Origin of the sequence: Brevibacillus sp. FSL K6-6036 (assembly GCF_037964015.1) — a bacterium.
In the GTDB taxonomy this organism is placed as follows: Bacteria; Bacillota; Bacilli; order Brevibacillales; family Brevibacillaceae; genus Brevibacillus; species Brevibacillus borstelensis.
The window spans coordinates 4,222,357-4,244,072 of sequence record NZ_CP150173.1 but is presented as its reverse complement, the minus strand read 5'-3'; the positions used below and the strand labels follow the sequence as shown (position 1 = coordinate 4,244,072).

The window sequence follows — 21,716 nt, the reverse complement described above, 5'->3', positions numbered from 1 at the left end:
ATGCACGAGTGCAATGATAGAGAAGGATGGAGGAGCGAGGCCGTGGATTCTGGTAAATCGTTTGAAGAGAGTCTGTTGCAGTTCGTCGAGGAGCTGAAGGACGAGAGCGAAATGACGGAAAAGCAGCGCAGCATCATGCAGGCGTCGATCAAGCTGTTTGCGACCAAAGGCTTTCATGCAAGCTCGACAGCGGAGATCGCCAAGGAGGCGGGCGTGGCGGAAGGGACCATTTTCCGCCACTACAAATCCAAGAAGGACATTTTGCTGGCTGTCGTGGCGCCTGTCCTCGTCAAAATTGCCACCCCGTTTATCCTCCGTGATGTGCGGGAGATTTTCAACAGACAAAAAGAGCTTTCGTTCGGCGAAATTCTTCAGGAGCTGTACCAAAACCGCTTGAGCCTGGTGGCGGCCAACGAGAAGCATGTCCGCATTTTGCTGCAGGAGGCGTTTTTCCACGACGAGATTCGCGAGACGCTTTTGTCTACGGTCTTTCAGGAAATCAAGCGGCTTGCCGCCCAGTTGATCAAGGATCGGACGGAGGCAGGCGAGCTGCGGCCGCTCCCGTCTGATGCCGTGTTCCGGGCGATCCTCTCCTCCCTGATTGGTTTGGTGCTGTTCAAGCATGTGACCGATCCGGACGAGTTTGCCAAGCGCACGGACGAGGAACAGGTCGCAGCCACGGTGGATATTCTGTTGTACGGTATCGCCAACCGTCCATGACAGTATGTTCCTTACTCTTTTTCATTGAGGATGTAGCGGAGCGTACGCTTGGAAATGCCCAGCTTTTCGCTGAGCAGCTGCCTGTTTCCGTCCGTCTCTTTAAGGCCTTTCAGGATGATGTGACGGCCGATCTCTGTCTCCAGCCTGCGAATTCGTTCCATTAGCTGCTCAAAATGAATCTCGTCTACCGACCCAATCCGGTCGACGACGCTCTCGACAAAGCGGATCGCTTCCTGCTCCACAAAACGGTGGACAGCAAGCGGTCCGTTTGTATTTGCGAGGGAACGAGGCGAGCTTTCGACGATATTTGCGGGCAGGTGTTCCGGCAGCAAAACCGGGCAATCGTGTATGGCAGCGGTTTGGTTCATTACGTTGAGCAGCTGCCGCACATTTCCCGGCCAGTGATAGGCTGTAAGCAGGGCCATCGCTTCCGCATCGACCCGGCGTGTGCCGCCAAATTTCTTTTCCAGATAGTCCTGGACGATGAACGGTATATCATCGGGCCGCTCCCGCAGCGGCGGGATGGACAGCTTTACCCCCTCCAGCCGGTACAGCAAATCGGCGCGATACCCGTTCTTTTCCACTTCCTGCTCCAGACTTCGGTTCGTCGCCGAGATGAACCGGATGTTGCTCTTCAACGTCTGCTCCCCGCCGATGCGCATGAACTCGCCCGTCTCGATGACGCGCAGCAGCTTGACCTGAATGGACAGGGGAGCCTCTCCGATCTCATCGAGGAACAGGGTGCCATTATGGGCCAGCTCAAAAAAGCCTTTCCGCGCCTTTACGGCTCCTGTAAAGGCCCCTTTTTCATGGCCGAACAATTCGCTCTCCAGCAGCGTTTCCGGGATCGCGCCGCAGTTTATGCCGACGAAGGGGAAGGATGACCGCGTGCTTGTACCGTGGAGAAAGCGGGCCATCAGCTCCTTGCCGGTGCCGGTCTCGCCCTCGATCAGGATATTGATTGCCTTTTTGGCCAGCTTCTCGGCGAGGGACAATACTTTCACCATGGGGCTTGCCGGTGCGTAAACCATGCCGTAGTGGCGGGCTGTCTGGGCCAGCCGATCATAGCGCTCGGTGCTTTTCTCCAGGACGGAAAGTATGGCCGTCTCCAGGCTGTCCAGGTCGTCAAAAGGCTTTTCCAGGTAGTCTCTGGCACCGAGCTGCATGGCGGTGACAGCGGATTTGATCGTGCTGTAGCCGGTCATGACCATGGCTTCGCACGCGGGAAACCGGTTCTTGATGGCCGTCAGCAGCTCCAGTCCATTGGCATCGGGCAGCTTCAAATCAATCAGCGCCAACTGATACCCGGCGGAAGCGTTGTCTGCGAGCAAAAGCTCCACTTCTTTTCCAGAATGGGCGACGGTCACATGGCAGTTTTTCGCCTTGAGAAAATACGTAAAGAAGGAAGTCACTTCCACTTCGTCATCGATGATGAGTACGTTTTTCCTATTCACCGTCATTCTCCTCATGAGCTGTAGTTGGCAGCAGCAAGGTGAAGCAGCTGAACTTGCCCGCCTCGCTTTGGGCCATCAGCTTGCCGTCGTGGGACTCGGCAATGCCCAGACTGACCGACAGGCCGAGTCCCGTTCCCTTGGCTTGCTCCTTGGTCGTAAAAAAGGGATGAAAGATTTGCGGAAGATGCTCTTTTTCAATGCCGACGCCGTTGTCGTGAACGGATAAGCCGACAAATGGGCCTTCTGGCAAAAAGGTTTGGAAGGTTTCGATGGTGATCGTCGGTGACGGCACACCTTGAAGGGCGTCGCGGGCATTGAGCAAGAGATTGATGATGATCTGTTCGATCTGGTGCCGGCTGCCCCGGAAAAGCAGCGGCTTGTCCGACCGTTTTTTGGCGATGGTCACCCCGGAGACGGTAAGCTGGTAGCCGATCAAGCCGAGAACATCCTCGACCAGATCGTTCATGTTCAGCCGCTCGAAGGGATATTCCTCCTGCCTGGAGAAGGTCAGCAGATTTTGGATGATCTTCTTGGAACGGACACCGCATTGATATATATCGTTCATCATTTGCGAATACGGCTCTGTCTTGATTTCCCTCATCAGGAGCTGGATGTTGCCGAGAATCGCCGTCAACGGGCTGTTCAACTCGTGAGCCACGCCCGCTGCCATCTCGCCGATTGCTGCCATTTTCGCCGATTGAACAAGCTGTGCTTCGATTTTCACTTTCTCGCTCACATCTTTGAACAAAATCATGTTTTCCACGGAAACGCCGACGTGCTCGGCGATTTGCTGGAACAGGACAAGGTGCTCGGAATCATTTTCGACAGGTGTATCGTGCAGCAGCGTGAGAAAGCCGAATACGCGCTGCAGCCTGCTTTGCAGCGCAACCGATGTCACATGGCAGTCCGGATGCTCCGTTTGAAGCAGGGCGTTCAACTGTTCGGTGCTGACAGGTGTTTTTTGCTGAAGCGGACGCGTAACTGTACGGCAGTGCCAGTCATCCTGCTCGCGCTGTGCGATGTGGGAAAACATCGTCGCTCGCTCGACCAGGGTAAGGATGAACTGATCGAACGGGATCAGCCGGGAAAGCTGCTCGGCCAAATAGAGACTGACTTCCGTCCAGTCGGCGTCTACCTGGATTTTGGTCAGGCGATTCATAACCTCCAGCTGTCGGTTTTTCTTTTTCATCTCATCGACGACGAGGTTGAGCTCCTTATAGTACGTTTTGCGCGACGATTCCACGCCGGTCAGCTTTTCGAGGATTTCCCTTTTGTGATGCATACGTCCTCCTACATGGCTTTTTGGAACAGGGCCTTGACGTCTTCTGCGCTCATGTCGCGGGGATTGGTGGCCATGCATACGTCCTGAACGGCGTTGCGGCTCAATAGCTCGATATGCTCGGGCTGCAGGCCCAATTCGGACAAAGTGACAGGGATCTGCAGGTCGCCGGTGAGATTGGTAACGGCTTTCATCATCAGCCGCGAAGCATCGTGGAGGCTGAGTCCGGCGACGTTTTCACCCATCGCTTCCGCCATCTTGCGGTATTTTTCCGGAGCGGCAATGTAATTGTATTCCAGCACGTAGGGAAGCAGAATCGCGTTCACCTCGCCGTGTGGAGTATCCAGCAGGCCTCCGAGCTGATGCGACATGGCGTGAACGGCCCCTAAAATGGCGTTGGAAAAGGCGATGCCGGCTTGCAGACTGGCCATCGCCATCGCTTGCTTGGCTTCGAGATTGTATTGGCTGGCAACAGAAGGCCGCAGGTTTTGGGAGATGATCCGCATCGCGGAAAGAGAGAGCACTTCGGTTAGCGGCGTGGCGGCCAGCGAAATGTAAGATTCGATAGCGTGGGTCAGGGCATCGATGCCGGTGTTGGCAGTCAGCCGGCCGTCCTTTGTCATCAGCGTCTGTGGATCGATGATCGCGATGTCGGGAATCAGCGACTTGGAGATGATCGCCATTTTCACCTTGCGGGCAGAGTCGACGATGATTGAAAATTGCGAAACCTCAGAGCCGGAACCGGCTGTGGTCGGAAGCATCACCATGGGCGGCAGAGGCCGTTCGATTTTGTCCACGCCTTCGTATTGAAGAATGCTTCCGTCGTTTGTGCCGAGCAGGGCAATTGCTTTGGCTGCATCCATCGCGCTTCCTCCGCCGACGCCGACGATGGCATTGCATTCGTGGGCACGGTATTCCGCGGCACCGGCGTGAATCTCGTAATCTTTCGGATTGGGGGTCACATGGGTCCAGAGGTGGTAATCCAGGTTGCTCTCTTTTATATACTTGATGGCTTGCTCTGCCCATCCGGCATCAAGGACTCCCGGGTCGCTGACGAGAAAGACCTTTCTGGCTCCCAAGCGGCTCAAGCTTTCCCCGATCTGGCTGATCGACTGGTTGCCAAAAATGATTTCCGGAGTGGCGAACTTGGATATTTGCATCTGAACACCCCTTTATTTCCAAATTAGCTGTTCTCGTTTTCATTGTAATATGGCTTGAAATTGCTTCCAAGGACAAATCGTCGGCTGATGGGCCGTTATTTTGTCCCGGGTGCCAAAATTTTGGCTCAACCAGGCATATTTTGACTGAAAATTGGTATTATTTAGAACTGGCATGTTGGTTGCATGAAGAATACTCCAGAGTGACCCACTCAATTTTCAAGGAGGGATTCTTCATGAAAGCAGCAGTCGTCAATCAGTTTCACGAGAAATTGGAAGTGAAGGAAGTGCCTGTTCCAGAAATTGGTCCAGGGGAGGTGCTGGTAAGGATCAAAGCATGCGGCGTCTGCCATACGGATCTGCACGCAGCTCACGGGGACTGGCCCGTCAAGCCGAAGCTTCCGGTCATTCCCGGTCACGAAGGCGTCGGGGTCGTCGAAAAAGTGGGAGAGGGAGTCGCCTCCTTGAAGGTGGGAGACCGTGTGGGCATCCCCTGGCTGTACTCTGCCTGCGGCGAGTGCGACTACTGCCTGACCGGCTGGGAAACGCTGTGCCAGAAACAGCAGAACGGCGGATACTCGGTGGACGGCGGCTATGCGGAGTACTGCAAGGCTCCGGCAGCCTATGTAGCCAAAATCCCGGACGGAATCAGCGATGTGGATGCAGCTCCGATCCTTTGCGCCGGCGTCACGACATACAAGGCGCTCAAGGTAGCAAATGTAAAGCCGGGCGAGTGGGTGGCGATTTACGGCATTGGAGGACTGGGACATTTGGCGCTCCAGTATGCCAAAGCGATGGGCTACAACGTGGCGGCGGTGGACATCCACGATGAGAAGCTGGAGCTGGCCAAAGAACTGGGAGCCGATGTCACGGTGAACGGGGCCAAGGTCGATCCGGTTCAGGCGATTTCCGAAGAGATCGGCGGCGCGCATGCAGCGATCAGTGTTGCCGTTACCAAAAAGGCTTTTGAACAGGCGTACCGTTCCGTTCGGCGCGGGGGCTCAGTCGTCGTCGTCGGTCTGCCCAATGACGAGTTGCCGATCCCGATCTTTGACACCGTATTGAACGGCGTTTCGGTAAAAGGGTCGATTGTCGGCACGCGCAAGGATATGCAGGAGGCGCTTGAATTCGCCGCCCGCGGAAAAGTGAAGGCCATTATCGAGACACAGCCGCTCGACAAGATCAACGAAGTGTTTGACCGGATGGTAAAAGGACAGATCAACGGACGCGTCGTTCTGACGATGGAGTAAGCGGGTAATTTATGGGAGGGATTTTGAGGATGATCTACACACAGCCGGGACAACCCGCCAGCAAAGTAACGTTTCGCACGCGCTATGAAAACTATATTGGCGGCGAGTGGGTAGCTCCTGTACAGGAGGAGTATTTTGAAAACGTTTCCCCGGTCAATGGAAAGGTGTTCTGCGAGGTAGCCCGGTCCCGGGCGGAAGACATTGAAAAGGCCCTGGACGCTGCCCATGCTGCAAAGACAGCGTGGGGCAGTACGTCTGTCGCAGAGCGAGCCCTTATTTTAAACCGGATCGCAGACCGGATGGAGGCAAATCTGGAGATGCTGGCCGTGGCGGAGACGTGGGACAACGGCAAGCCGATTCGCGAGACGCTCAATGCCGACCTGCCGCTTGCCATCGACCATTTCCGCTATTTTGCTGGTGTCGTTCGGGCCCAGGAGGGAACCATCAGCCAAATCGACAATGACACGGTCGCCTACCATTTCCATGAACCGCTGGGCGTGGTGGGGCAGATCATCCCCTGGAATTTCCCGCTCTTGATGGCGACGTGGAAGCTGGCTCCGGCGCTGGCGGCAGGCAACTGCGTCGTCCTGAAGCCGGCAGAGCAGACACCCGCCAGCATCATGGTGCTGATGGAGCTCATCGGGGACCTGCTGCCGCCCGGCGTGGTCAACGTGGTCAACGGCTTCGGCATCGAGGCAGGGAAGCCGCTCGCCACCAACAAGAGAATCGCCAAGATCGCCTTTACCGGGGAAACCACGACAGGACGTCTGATCATGCAGTACGCTTCCGAGAACATCATTCCCGTGACGCTGGAGCTGGGCGGCAAGTCTCCGAATATCTTTTTCAAAGATGTCTTTGACCAGCAGGATGCTTTTGCCGACAAAGCCCTGGAAGGCTTCACGATGTTCGCCCTCAATCAGGGCGAAGTGTGCACCTGCCCGTCCCGCGCCTTGGTACAGCAAAGCTTTTACGGGGAGTTCATCGAGAGAGCCGTCGAGCGGACCAAACAAATCAAACAAGGCAACCCGCTGGATACGGAGACGATGATCGGGGCCCAAGCGTCCAGCGATCAGCTAGAGAAAATTCTTTCCTACATCGATATCGGCAAGCAGGAAGGGGCAGAGGTGCTCACCGGGGGCGAGCGAAATGTGCTGCCGGGCGATCTGGCGGACGGATACTATGTGAAGCCGACGATCTTCGCCGGGAACAACAGCATGCGCATTTTCCAGGAGGAAATCTTTGGACCAGTCGTGTCGGTCACTTCCTTTGCGGATTTTGACGAAGCGCTGGCGATCGCCAACGACACGCTCTACGGCCTCGGCGCAGGCGTCTGGACGCGTGACATCAACACGGCTTACCGGCTCGGACGCGGAATCCAGGCGGGCCGTGTCTGGACCAACTGCTATCACGCCTACCCGGCCCACGCGGCCTTTGGCGGATACAAACAGTCAGGCATCGGCCGTGAAACGCACAAGATGATGCTCGGCCACTATCAGCAAACGAAAAACCTGCTGGTCAGCTACAGCCCGAATGCACTCGGATTTTTCTAATTGGTGAGAGAAGTCATCATACGGAGGGCAAAGTGATGGTCCAAAAGGTAGTAGCGACTCCGGAAGCGCTGGTCTGGATCGACAAGCTCCGAGAGCAGCATGGCCCGCTCATGTTTCACCAGTCAGGCGGCTGCTGCGATGGCAGCGCTCCGATGTGCTATCCCCAAGGGGAGTTCCGGGTGGGCGATCAAGACGTGCTCCTCGGGGAAATCGGCGGCTGCCCGTTCTACATCGGAGCAGCGCAGTACGAATACTGGAAGCACACGCAGCTTATCATCGACGTCGTAGTCGGCAGGGGCAGCGGCTTTTCTCTGGAAGCTCCTCACGGCGTCAGGTTCCTCACTCGTTCGCGCTGTTTTACGGAGGAGGAAGGGCAGGGGGGAGTATAGCGGGGCGAAGGACAGGAGAAAGATCAGAGGATCTGATGTTTAAAAGAAATCTGGGTAATCTCACCATACTATGCGTGACTTATCAGATGGAAATCAATCTGAGGCAGGATTCAGGATTGAAAAGAACTTAGGTGGATAAAGGCTCCGGGACCAAGAAAGTCCTGGGGCTCTTTCATTTCTCCTTTGTAAAATTCAATCATTTGCCGGTCATAGAGGCGGACTCTTCCTTCATGAAGCAGCCGAAAACGAGTGAGCGTTCATCTTGAGAAGGTAGTTGAAAAACACACTGGTTAAGCACTTTGTTTTTTCAGCTATCGGCAAACCCCTAAAGGATTTCCGTCCGGGTCGTAAAAAGTAAAAAATCGGGTAGCCCCTTCACCGCCAATCGAATTGACTTTCACTCCCTGCTCAATCAAAAGCTGGTGAGTTTTTTCAATGTCATCCGAAATAAAGTTGTAGTATTTGCCTGCGCCGAAGTTATTTTCGGGAAACTCCATCGGCTGGTGTTGTACCGTTTTTACAAGGCATACGACCGTTTTTGACTCATCTGAAATCTTCAAAACAGCCGCTTCCGCTTCCACATAAAGAAGTTTGAAGCCCAATTTTTCTTCGTACCACTTGGCAGATAATCCAGGGTTTTTGACCGGAATAAATACACCTTCAATCCCTTTTAACAGCGGTTGCGGCATTTTGCTTCTCCTCTTCGGTAAAATTTTTGTAAAAGATGTTCGCTTCAGCTATTTGGAATTCCTCTTTCAAACAAGCGGGAACGGGAGGTTTTTCAAATAGGTTTGTTACTTCTTCAAACAGCATCCTGAGCAGTTTTCTCCTTTTTCATCTCCTCCACTAAGGTTTGAGCAAAGCCTTCTTTTTACATGCCAATCAAAAAAGTTCGCTCGGAGCATCAATGTCGGACATGATATAATGTCAAAAACATTTTCAAGCAAAGTTGGAGGAGTAGAACCATGCATCTTTTGTCAGAGAGAGAATGGCTGGCGTACCGGCAAAAGAACAAGGATCGGGCCCGCATGCTGATTTCCTGCCCCGATCGCGCCGGGATCGTCGCCGCTGTATCCCATTTCCTGTTCGAGCAGGGAGCCAATATCGTTCAGTCCGACCAGTACACGACCGACCCGGAAACAGGCCGCTTTTTCATGCGCATCGAATTCGACGTCGTCAATCTGGCCGAGCGCTATGAAGCGATCAAGGAGTCGTTCCGCCCGGTCGCGGAAAGCTTTTCGATGGAATGGTCGCTGGTCGAGGCCAACCGACGCAAAAAAATGGCCATCTTCGTTTCCAAGGAAGACCACTGTTTGCTCGAATTGCTCTGGCTGTGGAAGTCGGGTGCCCTGCATGCCGACATCGAGGTCGTCATCAGCAACCATCCAGACATGAAAGAGACGGTGGAGTCCTTTGGCATTCCATATCGGCACATTCCCGTCCTCAAGGATCGCAAGGCCGAGGCGGAGGAAGCCCAGTTGGCCGCTGTGCCGGACAATGTCGACCTTCTGGTGCTGGCTCGCTACATGCAGATTTTGTCCCCGCGCTTCTTGCAGGAGTACCCGATGCAAATCATCAACATTCACCATTCGTTCCTGCCTGCATTCGTCGGAGCCAAGCCTTATGAACAGGCGTACCGCCGCGGCGTTAAGCTGATCGGAGCGACAGCCCACTACGTGACGGAGGAGCTGGACGCAGGCCCGATCATTGAGCAGGATGTGCAGAGAGTGACGCATCAGGAGGATGTGGAAACGCTCAAGCAGTTGGGGCGTCAGGTAGAGCGGACCGTGCTGGCGCGTGCCGTCGGCTGGCATCTGGAGGACCGTGTACTGGTGTATGGCAACAAGACGATTGTTTTCCCGTAACGGCCTCAAAGGATAAGGCGAGAAAGCGCTCCATCCGTGAGCTTATATTTTCGCAGATACAGAGAAGCTCCCATTCCAGGAAGGAAGGGAGCTTGCTATTTCGCCCTTCCTGACAGGAAGGGCGTTTACATTTGTTGGAAAAGATTGGCTTGCGGTCGAACCATCTGCATTTCTTTTACGGCAAAAGACTGGGGCGGGATCAGGAAACAAGAAACAAGCAACCAGCAACCAGCAACCAGCAACCAGCAACCAGCTTTCCCTTGGACGGCTGTATGCTGGAAAGCCTGCCGTTTCACTTCGTTTCTGACATGACAGTTACCGAATGTCAACTTGCCCCAGCGGTTTACGGCTGTTTCTCCAAGGCAAGCTTGACGCCGAATCCGAGCAGAGCCACGCCTGTCATCCCCTGAATCACGCGCTGTGTCGACGGTTTTTTCATCCAGGCCCGAATCCAGTTGATGAAATGGATATAAAAGAAGAACCAGATGACTGTCAGGACCGTATAGGTAAGTCCCATGGCGAGAAATTGCCAAAAGGCGCCGGTACCCGGCTTGACAAATTGGGGCAGGAACGTCAGAAAAAAGACGGCGACCTTCGGATTCAGCACATTGGTGAGAAAGCCTTGAAAAAAGTGCGATTTGTGCTTGTAGACATTTTCGCTTGTCTCATCCCCGTCAGTCGCTTTTCTTCGCAGCGACCACAGGGAGGTAATCCCCAAATAGATCAGATAGATGGCCCCGACGTATTTGAAGATGGAAAACAGAAACGCTGACTTGACCAGGATGGAGGAAAGCCCGAGAGTAACTGCGAGCGTATGGATCATCAGCCCCCCGGCACTTCCCAGAACGGTTTTCATGCCCCCCTGTTTTCCTGCCGCCAGTGTATTTTGCGTAATCAGTCCTGTGTCTGGTCCGGGAAGGATGATCAGCAGAATGGACATCAGAATAAATAAAGAATAATTCTCCATACGAACCTCCCGCTGTGTGACTTTGGCGTTTATCATAACACGGAGGAGGAGTCGGATTCTATATTTTCCGACTTGTGAAAAATCTTTTTATCAGGATCGTCTTCACAGGAGCGCCTCCTGTCTTGAAAGTGGTATCAAAGAAGTGGCCAGCACTTCAGGCGTTCCAAATTATCTTCCATTAATCACAAAGAGAAAATGATTAATTGATTGTTAACTCCGGCCTTTTTCCTGTTTCGCAGGCATAAGAGCCCTCCTCTTGCTCCGTTGTACCCACTGGATTTTCATACTTTTGCTGCATGTGGCCTTTTCATCCAAATACTACCATATGGAAAAGAAACGATTGCAGAAAAAGGAATGTCCGGAGAAATAAGGAGGAGCACTGGTGATTCGGAAGCACTATTTGTTATTGATTCTGGCAATGATTCTTTGTCTGCCGCTGGCCACGTATGCGGCAGACAAGCCAAAGCCAAACATGCTGCGCGCAGATGAGCGAAATGATGCGATTTCGGGCGGAACCAGAAGAGAGGGCGCACCTCCCGACGAGCTGATGAGATTCAGGATCATGTACGCGACATATGCGGAAAGTATGTGGGACGGGCGGATACCGGGCCATTTGCACGGGGATGGGGATGACCTAGGCAGAGGCGGAGACGACCGGGGCAAAGGTGGAGACAACCTGGGCAAAGGCGGGGACGACCGAGGCAAAGGTGGAGACGACCTAGGCAAAGGTGGAGATGACCGAGGCAAAGGCGGAGACCCGGAGCACGGTACTCCAGCCCATGAAAACACCCGCGCTCCTTTTGATCCTACAGCCAGCGATCTTGACCCAAAAAGCGGCGACCCCGTTGGGAAAGGTGACGAACTGAAAGCAAAAGAGGGCAAGCCAGGCTTTTGGGATTGGCTGATCGGCGGAGCCTCCGAAGCGCTCGACAAAGGTTTGGAGCTTTGGGAGTCCACCGTGGACAGCGTAAAGGAAACAGTAAAGGACGCTATTGACACCGTCGCAGATACTGTGAAAGACGTCGCGACTACCGTCGTAGACGCGGTCGTCGATGCAGGAAAATGGGTCGAGGACCACTGGGAGGTCGTGTTGGTCACGACAGCAGGTGTCGCCCTCACCGTGGGCGGCGTGTTCTTTCCACCGCTGCTGCCGTTTGGCGTCTCGATCCTGGTCGGCGAAGGGATTTCCGGTGTGATCGGGTACGCCTTTGGCATGCGCGGCGATGAACTGCTGCGGGAAATGGCGCTTGGCGGCGTACTGTCGGCAGCGGGCTTTGGTGCTGGCGCTTTAATCGGCAAAGCGGCTACGGCAGTCGCTCGCCTCAAACCGGTGGCAAATGCCCTTGGCAAAGCATCCGCTTTGACGAGCCGGGCTACCAGCGCTGTCCGGACCGCCGTTGGCAAAGGAGCGCAAGCGGCAGGGGCGGCAGCCAGATGGGTGCGGCAAACCTCGGTTGGCCGTGCCGCAGCCCGCTTGGGAACACAAGCAGCAAATGCGGTACGGTCGGCAACGAGCGCGGCAGGCAAGGCGGGGAATGCTCTTCGCAGCGCTCTGGCAAGCACAGCGAAGCAAGCAGGCGGCGCTCTGAGAGCTGTTGCAGCACGCATCGGGCAAACGCGCCTGGCCCAGAGCGCAGCGTCTGTAGCGAAGAATGTAAGAAGTGCTGTCAGCAGCGCAGGAAATGCTGTGAAAAACAGCAGTGTGTACCGGGCAGTGGCCAGCCTCGGACGAAATACGGGGAAAGGCATCGGGAAGCTGGCAAGCAACGTGGGAAGCGGCTTGCGTACCGTGGCGAAGACGACGGGCAGCAAAATGCAGTCCATCGTCCAGACCGTGAAAAACACGGCACCTGTCCGGGCTGTCGCAGGGTTCACGAGAAAAGCGGGCACACAAATCAGCCAGGGCTTTCGGCAAATCGGCAGTGCGATCTCCCGCAGCTTGGCAACGACAGTCCTGCGGAGCAAAACGGCGGGGGCTGGCGAAGGCTTTGCGGTCAGCGTGATGGATGACCGGGCGCGCGGGAAAAAGGTGGATTACCGCAAGGCGGTAATTGCTGCGGCCATCGGGGCGCTGCTGGTGACCGGCGGATCGATTGGACTAAACAAAGCGTATTCTACCGGGCAGGAAACGGCGCAGGCTGTGGTGAAGAGTGGTGCTGAGCAGGCCGAGGATAGTCTGAAGGCTGTGCTGCGAGGTGAGGGAACGGGTGACCCTTACGATCTTCTGAGACAACATGGCGTACCGACGACTTTGACGGATGAAGAGATTGCGGCGGCAAGAGCTGTGGATTTGCGGATGGAGCTTAAAGGGACAGATAATGGTGGTAGTAAGGTAAGCCTTTATGATGAAGCTGGAAATTATACCGGAGGAAGAACTCAGAAGGAACTTGACGATTTAGCAGGCGATCCTTCTCATGGTGGTAAAATTAGGGATCAAGGTTTGAAAGAAAGAGAGATAGGACTCGAGTTGGAGCAACAAGGCAAATTAGGGAAGATTATACGTGATCCACAAGGTAATGGTGGGGCAGAATTTATTGATATAACAAATAATGTAAAATGGGATGTTAAAAGTTTCGTATCTTATCCGAATGGTCATACATCACCTAAGAAAGGGGCATTTACAGTAAGTAACGGAATGAAGGCTATTAATAAAGAACTGGATAAAAATTATAATGTAATTGTGGATACACGTGACATGATTCCCGAACATGTTGCGCAATTAAAAGGGGCAGTAGAGGAAGCTGGAATATCAGATAGGATTATTTGGTATCCATAAGGGAGGTTAGGTATGACAACTGATAAAAGAGAAATTCTCGTTCAATTAGAATCGCACCGTCTTTGGATTGAAACTATTGGAGAACAAGGTGAAAAACTGGGTTTGGATGAGATAGATTTGCGAAATATGGATTTAACCCAGTACCCACTAGACCAAGCATATATTACAGCTTGTATCTTTGATGGCATGGATTTAAATCATAAAGATCTCTCATCATCTTTACTATGTTCATCAACTTTTATATCAGCAAATTTAGAAGGAGCAGATTTCTGTAAATCTAATGTTTCGTATGTGAATTTCACAAATGCCAATATTAAAGCTGCTAGACTTGCTGATAGTGAATGTATTGAAACGCTGTTTGTTAAAGCTGATTTATCAGACGCTAATTTAATAGCTGGTCTTTTTGATGAGACGGATTTTCGTAGCGCAATTTTAAGTAATGCTGATATAAGATTAGCTACGTTTGAAAGAGTATTATTAAAAGGAGCTAAATTAACTGGAATTCGGGGAATAGAAGAGGCGTTTATAAAAAGCATCAATATTGGGACGCCAGAACAACCAGTAATTCTAGTAGGTGAAGAAGCCAGGAAATGGCTACAAGATAATAGTTTGAATAATGAGAGTAGAATTTAAGGAATACACTCAGATACGCAAGCCCTTAACATCACTAAGGGTAGATCATACAATACGACTAACAAACCATAAAGACTTCCAAACACTTAATAAACTTTCAAAGGCTTATTCCAACTTACACCATGAGGGGGAAAGCCTCTTTTTTATATTGTCCATTGTTTTTTATCCATGCAGACAGTGAAAAAGACGGCACCTGTCCGGGCTGTCGCAGGGTTCACGAGAAAAGCAGGGACGCAAATCAGCCAGGGCTTCCGGCAAATCGGCAGTGCGATCTCCCGCAGTTTGGCAACGACGGTCCTGCGGAGCAAAACGGCGGGAGCAGGCGAAGGCTTTGCGGTCAGCGTGATGGGTGACCGGGCGCGTGGGGAAAAGGTGGATTACCGCAAAGCGGTGATTGCGGCAGCTATCGGGGCACTGCTGGTGACCGGAGGATCGATTGGACTAAACAAAGCGTATTCTACCGGGCAGGAAACGGCGCAGGCTGTGGTGAAGAGTGGTGCTGAGCAGGCCGAGGATAGTCTGAAGGCTGTGCTGCGAGGTGAGGGAACGGGCGACCCTTACGATCTTCTGAGACAACATGGCGTACCGACGACTTTGACGGATGAAGAGATTGCGGCGGCAAGAGCTGTGGATTTGCGGATGGAGCTTAAAGGGACGGGGGAAGATTTAACTGGTAATAACTGGAAGTTTGATCCAGAAAAAGATGTAGATTTACGTGGGTCTGGCAAAACTTATAAAGATGGACTTGATGAAGCATTTAAGCGTACAGGTCTTTCTAGAGATCAATTTACAGTAACAAAGTGGGGGAAAGATATAAACGGAAAAAGTGTGCCTGTAGAGTGGTCAGGACCTGGAGGTGCAAGTGTAACCATGGATATACCAGAATGGAATAATGTTAAACCTAATGGAGCTTTGGGGGAAGGCCCTCATCAACCTCACATAGGTTATCAAACACCCGGAAAAGGCGCTAATAGAATTAGGGGACATATCTTTATAGATGATGTTCCAGCAACAAGGAGATGAGTTTATGAATGTTAAACCAAATACTCAGGAATTAGCTGAAGTTGGTAAAAATTTAGGTATAGAAGTAGTTATATTGGATGAGAAAGATTCTAAACAATACATTAACAGAGTAATAGACATTTTTACTCCTTTTAAAATTACGGGACACTTATCGATTGGGAAAGAAACTCTGACTATTCCGTTGGAGGGAAACGAGTTTTCATACTCAAAATACTTAAAGAGTGAACCTGCTTACATTTTCTTTGATCAAGAAAGTCGTGATAGGAATACAGTTGTTGTAGTAAAGGATGCCAAATTGGTTGGAGAATTAATGGAAAACTCATATGGTATGGAGTACTTTGTATCGAATGAAAAATCGGATTTCCTAATTGCTGTAAATTGGTATGTTATAGAGGTTGCTGGATCGGCAATAGAATCCCTAAATAAATTAAACTGAACTGGTGAATTCATACTTTCTATATCTAGACGGGGAAGAAAATGCAGATTAATTTTCAAAGGCGCATTCCAACTTGAACAATGAGAAGGAATGAGCCTCTTTTTATACCGAAATGCACCATTTTTTGACGATGAAAAATATGACGACACCTGTCCGGGCTGTCGCAGGGTTCACGAGAAAAGCGGGCACACAAATCAGCCAGGGCTTCCGGCAAATCGGCAGTGCGATCTCCCGCAGCTTGGCAACGACGGTCTTGCGGAGCAAAACGGCGGGAGCAGGCGAAGGCTTTGCGGTCAGCGTGATGGATGACCGGGCGCGCGGGAAAAAGGTGGATTACCGCAAGGCGGTAATTGCGGCAGCCATCGGGGCGCTGCTGGTGACCGGCGGATCGATTGGACTAAACAAAGCGTATTCTACCGGGCAGGAAACGGCGCAGGCTGTGGTGAAGAGTGGTGCTGAGCAGAGTGGATCAAAATTCTTGTTACCTATTGATTTACAGTATTTTTCTTCCAAGGGGACGAGTGAAATTCAGACTGGTGGTAGAGAACTGTCCCTGAAAGAATGGCTTCGTCAAGAAGAAGAAGCTATCAAAATGTATGACTCAATAAGAAATTCTACATCAGATGTTAGTACCATTGCGAAGAATACTGGTATACCGGAGTGGCGTATTCAACGGATTAAGGAACATGTATTTATTAAAGAACATGCAAAATCAAGTGGGTATGGACGATTCGACCCTGATTATGAAATTGCTCAAGCATGGCAGAGGTTACAGAATGGTACACATACTCAAAAGGATATTGAACTACTTAATCACGAAATTTTTGAATCAAAATTTGAAGGTATGTTTAAGACGGATTACGAAAAAGCACATTCTGCCGCTGAAAAATCAGGGAGAGTATGGAGACCTTAGGAGGTATCAATATGGCGTCATTTGTACTATTGCTGAAAGATTATGAGGATGAGGAGAAGGTTGTTTATCATTTTGGGCCGAACGAGCAAATATTGGGAAAAATTGAATTGAACAAAAAGAGCGAAACTATTAGGGAAATTGAACCAGTATTAAACTCAACCCACGAATCGAAATTTTATTTTGACAGGGCGGCTCAAAGACTGGCTAGATGTTTGTATAAAGAAGGGGGAGTATTTCCAGATAAAGCTACATTTGAGTCATAATCATTACTCCCTAGCATAGAGGGGCGGCTACCCAGTGCCGAACGAACCACTTTACCTCATCATCACCAACATAATCTTTGTTCTATCTGTAGGAAGTATTCACGAATATTGATGTACGTACAGAATGTTTGGAAAAAGTATCCCTATTTAACGTAATAGCGTTACACGAAACAGGTCAATTATGGTCAGATACCGCCATAATAGACCTGTTTTTTGTTATGTTGATTTCCTGGCAGTTTTTTCAAATATGTTTGCAACTCTCTCCGTACATAAAGCGATAAATAGGATGAAAGGAACATCGTGCAACTTTTGTGTGGTGCCTGCAAAATCCAGCTCAGTCAAACTTAAAGCTAGTGGTCAACATTCCTGCCAAGAACCAGGTCAAGAAAGCGCGCAGCAATGGGACCAATCTCTTCATCCTCCAGCCGTGTACATATGTATACCGGACGCTCGATCTCAACGCCGGTAATACGGACGCGGCCAACCTCCCCTCGCTGCACCAAATCGCTGACAGCCGGTTCTGGTGCCAGCATGGCGCCATACCCGGCCTTGACGGATTGAATGGATTCAACCAAGCCGTGGTACTGCAGCCCGACTCTCGGCGGGGCGACCCCATGCTCCCGGCAGAGCGAGAACAGCTTTTCGCGTGTAGAGCTGCCCGTTTCTCTCAGCAGAAACGGCTCCCGCATCAAAACCTTCAGGGGAACCTCCTGACCAGCGAGAGGATGGTCGCGAGGCACGACAAACCAGTATTCTACATTCGTGATCAGCTCTTTTCTGACAGGGTGGTCGTCCCAGGACTCGTTCGTGATCACGGCGACGTCAGCTTGATTGCGGAGCAGGCGCTGGAGCGATTGCTGGGAATTGCCCGTGCGCATTTCCACCTCCACCTGCTCATAACGTCGTTTAAAAGAGGCCAGCCAGGCGGGAACAAAATACAGCGAGGGCAGAAAGGTTGAGGCGACCCGCAGCCGGCCGCGCATGCCAGACTTGACGTCTTCCCACTCCGCTTCCAGCTCTTTTTCCCAATCAAAGATGCGGCGTGCCCGCGCATACAAAAATTGTCCTTCCTGAGTAAGGACGATGCCTCTGCCTTTCGGGGCCAGGAGCCGTTTTCCCAGCTCTGCTTCCAGCTTGCGAATCTGTGCGGATACCGCCGGTTGGCTAATCGACAGGGAAGCGGCCGCAGTTGTCACGTTTCCTTTGGAAGCCACCTCGACGAAGATGCGCAGGGCATGCAGATTCATACGCTCTCTCTCCAATCATCCATTTTGTTTATGAATCAGGCGAAAATATGTATTGGAACTGATTGATTCTACCTCGTAGTGTATAGAGAGAAGACAGAGAAAGTAAAGGGGAACGGCATGGATCATTCAAGGAGTAGAGAAACAGGAAAAAAAGAAGTCGTCATGCTCTCAATCGTGACGGCTCTCTGTTTGTTGGGAGACTCGATGCTGTACGTCGTTCTCCCGCTGTATTGGAAAGAGGCAGGGCTGGAATCTCTTTGGGAAGTAGGGGTGCTTCTTTCGATCAATCGCCTGGTGCGCGTGCCGCTGAATCCGCTGGTCAGCAAATGGTACGAGCGCTCCGGCGGACGCTCCGGCTTGCTGCTGGCTGTCGCGCTCACCTTTGTCAGCACCGCTGCCTATTCGCTTCAAGGCTTTTGGCTCTGGCTGATCATGCGGGGGGTATGGGGGCTTGCCTGGACGTTTCTGAGGCTGGGGGCATTTGCGCTCATCGTGGAGGTCGCAGATAACGGCAACAGAGGGCATTTCATGGGGCTTTACAACGGATTGTATCGATTGGGCAGTCTGGTCGGGATGGTCCTCGGAGCCATTTTGGCGGCATGGGGCGGCATTCAGACGGCTGCGCTCGTGTTTGCAGGTGCCTCATTGCTTGCGTTTTTCCCGGTGCTTTTCTCCATTCGGCCATCGTTCGTGAAAGAACCGCGGATGTCTTCGGCCCCATCGTCTGAGGCTGTCTCTCTTTTTCGTTGGCCAAAGGGGATGGCGGCAACGATGTTGACCGGCTTATTTGTCGCGATGTGCTACCAGGGCATGTTTACGGCTACCCTCAGCAGGCTGATTGAGCTTTTTCATCCGACGATGGTGATAGGCGGAATTCTGATCGGCTCGGCGGTGATCTCCGGAGCGGTGCAGGGAGCTCGCTGGCTGTGGGAACCGTGGCTGGCGCCCTGGTTTGGAAGGCTGTCGGATCGATACGGACGCGGCAAGCTGTTTGTCATTTCGATGCTGGCAGCGTCCATTCTTTTCATCTGTGTCGCAGAGGGCCTTTCCTTGCCGCTTTTTTTGCTGGCTCTGCTTGGAATACAGGTAACCGCCACCATTTTGACCACAGTCATGGACACACTGGCGGCGGATGACGCGTCTCGCCGGGAAAACAGTTCGTCAGCGATGATGGTCTATTCGGTCATGACCGATTTGGGGGCGGCGCTAGGGCCAATGCTTGCCTTCTGGGTAGAGGAAAGGGCAGGCTTGCCGTTGCTGTTCACGGGCATGGGTGTCTCATTGCTTCTCGTTTCCCTCGGGTGGCGGAGCAGGAGAGTGCTCGCGTACCGCAGCTAGAACCCGGGCAATGGCGTCATCCCGGTCGGCATCGTGAAAAATCATATGACCGGAACGATCATACCAGGTGATATGTGGAGCGCAAGAGGGGGAAACGCTGCTGGCCAAATGCTCGGCGCTGCGAGCCTGAACAGTGTCATCCCGGCGCGACTGCAGCAGGACGTAAGGGATCGAAACCTGCGGCAGAATCGCTTTCGTCTCGGCAAGCAACTGACGGAACTGCAGCATGCTGCGGACAGGAATTTTGACCAGTCCCTGTACATACCTGCGCGAGTGGGAAGAAAAATCCTCGCGCAAATAAGCAAGCGCCTGTTCGACATCCCAGTAGGCGTAAGGCGTATTGATGGTAATCAAAAGCCGCGCCGGATAGCGGTGGACGAGGTTGATGGCGAGCAGGCCGCCCATGGAAAAACCGATCACGATGATCTCCTGGGCGCGCAGGGAAAGGCGTTTGTAGGCTTCGTCTGCGGAACGCAGCCAGTCCTTGCGCGTGCTTTTGGCAAGTACCCGTCTGTCCAGCCCGTGTCCTTCCAGTGTGGGGCATTCTACGTGATACCCTTCGGCGCGCAGAGCGTTGGCCAGGGGGAGTACATCGCGGATATCTCCAGCGAATCCGTGCAAAACAAGACAACCGACAGCAGGCATCATCGGGAATTCTCCTTTCCGATCCGGTAAAAAGCGAATGTTTTTCTCTCTTGCTATTATACACATAATGGAAAATCACTGTTGAATGAGCAAATGCAAGCGCGAATCCATTTCAGCCGATTGCTCGCAAAACGCTGCTGCAGTCCCGTAAAAACCGCATCCATTTTGCCAAGAAAAAACCGCCAGGATTGTTCCCGGCGGCATTCTTTATGCCTAGACCTTGACTGTTTTTAACTCGCTGGACACCAACAGCTTTGGCTGCGTGCAGGCCTGAATATCCTCCGGCGTGTAGCCTTCCGCTACTTCCACCAGCAGCAGACCTTCCGGGGTCACGTCCAGCACGGCCCGGTCGGTGATGATCCGATTGACCACTCTTTTTCCGGTCAATGGCAGGGCGCACTCGTTTAAAATTTTCGGCTCGCCGTGCTTGTTCACATGATCCATGATCACGACGATTTTCTTGGCGCCGTGCACCAGATCCATGGCGCCGCCCATGCCCTTGATCATCTTGCCGGGGATCATCCAGTTGGCGAGGTCGCCGGCAGCGGATACTTCCATCGCGCCGAGGATGGCCAGATCGATGTGGCCGCCGCGGATCATGGCAAACGATTCGGCACTGGAGAAGTAAGCGGCGCCCGGTATTGCCGTGACCGTTTCTTTTCCGGCGTTGATCAGATCGGGGTCTACCTCGGACTCAGTGGGGTAGGGACCGATCCCGAGCAGTCCGTTTTCAGACTGCAGCACGACGGTCATCCCCTCGGGAATGTAGTTGGCCACAAGCGTCGGCATGCCGATTCCCAGATTTACATAAAAGCCGTCCTGCACTTCCTGGGCGGCGCGCATCGCAATTTGTTCACGCGTAAGAGACATAGCGTTGTCCTCCTTCGTTCATACTGGGTGGCTCCCGTTATTGACGCACCGTTCTGCGCTCGATCCGCTTTTCAAAAGAGGGGGCCTGGATCAGGCGCTGCACGTAAATGCTCGGCGTGTGAATGTGATCGGGATCAAGCTCGCCCGTCTCCACGATTTCCTCTACCTCGACGATCGTTATTTTCCCCGCAGCTGCCATCATCGGGTTGAAGTTGCGAGCCGTTTTGCGGAAGACGAGGTTGCCCATCTTGTCTGCCTTCCACGCCTTGACCAAGGCGAAATCGCCTGTGATGCCATATTCGAGCAAGTATTCCTTGCCGCCAAAGTCGCGGGTCTCTCTGCCCTCTGCGACTGGTGTTCCTACTCCAGCAGGGGTGTAGAAGGCGGGAATTCCGGCACCGCCTGCCCGAATCCGTTCAGCGAGTGTACCCTGCGGCGTCAGCTCCACTTCCAGCTCTCCCGAGAGGAACTGCCGCTCGAATTCCTTGTTTTCGCCAACGTATGAAGAGACCATCTTTTTGATCTGCTTTTCCTTGAGCAAAAGGCCAAGACCCCAGTCGTCCACGCCGCAGTTGTTGGAGACGACAGTCAGGTCCTTCACGCCCTTGTCTCGCAAAGCAATGATCAGATTCTCAGGAATTCCGACGAGACCGAAGCCGCCGACCAAAAGGGTGGCTCCGTCGTGGATGTCAGCCACGATGTCCGCGTAGGACGTGTAGATTTTTGCCATGAAGCTCACTCCCACCATCAAAATTGAACTGCACACAGCTGAAAGCGTTGTCAAAAATGGAATCCCTCTGAAAACGGAGATGCTGCGAACTGAAAAGCGTGAGGATTTCCACTTTTTCTACTATAATAACAGGAAGAGTTACAAACGAGTGACGAACGCAGCCGGAGATTAATAAAGAAAAATAAAAAATGACAGAAAAGTGGTACAAATA

The 21,716-nt window shown here is 52.5% G+C and carries 22 protein-coding genes; 12 read left to right on the top strand and 10 right to left on the bottom strand.

All coding sequences use genetic code 11. The features are described from left to right. Positions 1-42: 42 nt before the first annotated feature. Complete coding sequence (locus NST37_RS21040; RefSeq protein ID WP_003391715.1) at positions 43-720, top strand: TetR/AcrR family transcriptional regulator; 678 nt, start codon at positions 43-45, stop codon at positions 718-720. 11 nt (positions 721-731) lie between these two features. Here NST37_RS21040 and NST37_RS21035 read toward each other — a convergent pair whose 3' ends face one another. Genes NST37_RS21035 through NST37_RS21025 form a run of 3 tightly spaced genes read right to left on the bottom strand, consistent with a single transcriptional unit; the run spans position 732 to position 4,613 of the window. Beyond that, positions 732-2,174: a sigma-54 dependent transcriptional regulator gene (locus NST37_RS21035; protein WP_339185757.1), complete on the bottom strand. Its 1,443-nt coding sequence runs from the start codon at positions 2,172-2,174 to the stop codon at positions 732-734. Beyond that, the gene (locus NST37_RS21030) at positions 2,167-3,456 is read right to left on the bottom strand and encodes an ATP-binding protein (RefSeq protein WP_003391713.1); all 1,290 of its coding nucleotides are present in this window, start codon (positions 3,454-3,456) and stop codon (positions 2,167-2,169) included. Before NST37_RS21030 ends, NST37_RS21035 begins: the two co-directional genes overlap by 8 nt. 8 nt (positions 3,457-3,464) lie before the next feature. Continuing rightward, the gene (locus NST37_RS21025; protein ID WP_339166574.1) at positions 3,465-4,613 is read right to left on the bottom strand and encodes an iron-containing alcohol dehydrogenase; all 1,149 of its coding nucleotides are present in this window, start codon (positions 4,611-4,613) and stop codon (positions 3,465-3,467) included. Positions 4,614-4,846: 233 nt separating this feature from the next. Here NST37_RS21025 and adhP point away from each other — a divergent pair, with 233 nt between their 5' ends. From adhP to NST37_RS21010, 3 genes are read left to right on the top strand one after another with little or no spacing between them, the layout of a single operon-like run. Further along, on the top strand, positions 4,847-5,860 hold the full coding sequence (gene adhP / locus NST37_RS21020) for an alcohol dehydrogenase AdhP (RefSeq protein WP_003391711.1): 1,014 nt from the start codon (positions 4,847-4,849) through the stop codon (positions 5,858-5,860). Between the two features lie 29 nt (positions 5,861-5,889). Continuing rightward, positions 5,890-7,410, top strand: a complete 1,521-nt coding sequence (gene adh / locus NST37_RS21015) for an aldehyde dehydrogenase (RefSeq protein ID WP_003391710.1) — start codon at positions 5,890-5,892, stop codon at positions 7,408-7,410. Positions 7,411-7,445: 35 nt separating this feature from the next. After that, positions 7,446-7,799, top strand: coding sequence for a DUF779 domain-containing protein (locus NST37_RS21010; RefSeq protein WP_122958197.1), 354 nt, complete (start codon positions 7,446-7,448; stop codon positions 7,797-7,799). 311 nt (positions 7,800-8,110) lie between these two features. Here NST37_RS21010 and NST37_RS21005 read toward each other — a convergent pair whose 3' ends face one another. Next, entirely contained in the window at positions 8,111-8,488 is a 378-nt protein-coding gene (locus tag NST37_RS21005) for a VOC family protein (RefSeq protein WP_172920678.1), read from the bottom strand. Continuing rightward, positions 8,460-8,612, bottom strand: a complete 153-nt coding sequence (locus tag NST37_RS21000) for a hypothetical protein (RefSeq protein ID WP_155807957.1) — start codon at positions 8,610-8,612, stop codon at positions 8,460-8,462. The genes NST37_RS21005 and NST37_RS21000 overlap by 29 nt, the downstream gene beginning before the upstream one ends. A gap of 152 nt (positions 8,613-8,764) precedes the next feature. Between NST37_RS21000 and purU the strand changes: the two genes are divergently transcribed. After that, on the top strand, positions 8,765-9,664 hold the full coding sequence (gene purU / locus NST37_RS20995) for a formyltetrahydrofolate deformylase (RefSeq protein ID WP_003391707.1): 900 nt from the start codon (positions 8,765-8,767) through the stop codon (positions 9,662-9,664). 343 nt (positions 9,665-10,007) lie between these two features. Here the strand turns inward: purU and NST37_RS20990 are convergent, their stop codons facing one another. Beyond that, on the bottom strand, positions 10,008-10,631 hold the full coding sequence (locus tag NST37_RS20990; RefSeq protein WP_031931630.1) for a LysE family translocator: 624 nt from the start codon (positions 10,629-10,631) through the stop codon (positions 10,008-10,010). Positions 10,632-11,013: 382 nt separating this feature from the next. Here NST37_RS20990 and NST37_RS20985 point away from each other — a divergent pair, with 382 nt between their 5' ends. The 6 genes from NST37_RS20985 (at position 11,014) to NST37_RS20960 (ending at position 16,675) form a co-directional block, all read left to right on the top strand. Beyond that, the gene (locus tag NST37_RS20985; protein WP_339185753.1) at positions 11,014-13,407 is read left to right on the top strand and encodes a hypothetical protein; all 2,394 of its coding nucleotides are present in this window, start codon (positions 11,014-11,016) and stop codon (positions 13,405-13,407) included. 12 nt (positions 13,408-13,419) lie between these two features. Continuing rightward, positions 13,420-14,040, top strand: coding sequence for a pentapeptide repeat-containing protein (locus NST37_RS20980; RefSeq protein WP_122957766.1), 621 nt, complete (start codon positions 13,420-13,422; stop codon positions 14,038-14,040). Positions 14,041-14,412: 372 nt separating this feature from the next. After that, positions 14,413-15,063, top strand: coding sequence for a polymorphic toxin type 47 domain-containing protein (locus tag NST37_RS20975; RefSeq protein WP_161785192.1), 651 nt, complete (start codon positions 14,413-14,415; stop codon positions 15,061-15,063). Between the two features lie 4 nt (positions 15,064-15,067). Then, positions 15,068-15,499 (top strand): hypothetical protein, encoded by a 432-nt coding sequence (locus NST37_RS20970; RefSeq protein ID WP_024985374.1) that lies wholly within the window; start codon positions 15,068-15,070, stop codon positions 15,497-15,499. Between the two features lie 139 nt (positions 15,500-15,638). Further along, a complete protein-coding gene (locus tag NST37_RS20965; protein ID WP_339185751.1) occupies positions 15,639-16,412 on the top strand; it encodes a hypothetical protein in 774 nt (257 codons plus the stop codon). A gap of 11 nt (positions 16,413-16,423) precedes the next feature. After that, complete coding sequence (locus NST37_RS20960) at positions 16,424-16,675, top strand: hypothetical protein (RefSeq protein WP_003391210.1); 252 nt, start codon at positions 16,424-16,426, stop codon at positions 16,673-16,675. Between the two features lie 350 nt (positions 16,676-17,025). Here NST37_RS20960 and NST37_RS20955 read toward each other — a convergent pair whose 3' ends face one another. Beyond that, positions 17,026-17,922, bottom strand: a complete 897-nt coding sequence (locus NST37_RS20955; RefSeq protein WP_024985373.1) for a LysR family transcriptional regulator — start codon at positions 17,920-17,922, stop codon at positions 17,026-17,028. Positions 17,923-18,039: 117 nt separating this feature from the next. Between NST37_RS20955 and NST37_RS20950 the strand changes: the two genes are divergently transcribed. After that, positions 18,040-19,260: an MFS transporter gene (locus NST37_RS20950; protein ID WP_339185749.1), complete on the top strand. Its 1,221-nt coding sequence runs from the start codon at positions 18,040-18,042 to the stop codon at positions 19,258-19,260. Here NST37_RS20950 and NST37_RS20945 read toward each other — a convergent pair. From NST37_RS20945 to NST37_RS20935, 3 genes are all read right to left on the bottom strand, one after another. Continuing rightward, complete coding sequence (locus tag NST37_RS20945; RefSeq protein ID WP_003391219.1) at positions 19,201-19,908, bottom strand: alpha/beta fold hydrolase; 708 nt, start codon at positions 19,906-19,908, stop codon at positions 19,201-19,203. The genes NST37_RS20950 and NST37_RS20945 overlap by 60 nt on opposite strands. Positions 19,909-20,118: 210 nt before the next feature. Then, positions 20,119-20,775: a CoA transferase subunit B gene (locus NST37_RS20940; RefSeq protein WP_003391222.1), complete on the bottom strand. Its 657-nt coding sequence runs from the start codon at positions 20,773-20,775 to the stop codon at positions 20,119-20,121. 37 nt (positions 20,776-20,812) lie between these two features. After that, a complete protein-coding gene (locus NST37_RS20935; RefSeq protein ID WP_003391224.1) occupies positions 20,813-21,505 on the bottom strand; it encodes a CoA transferase subunit A in 693 nt (230 codons plus the stop codon). Positions 21,506-21,716: the final 211 nt, after the last annotated feature.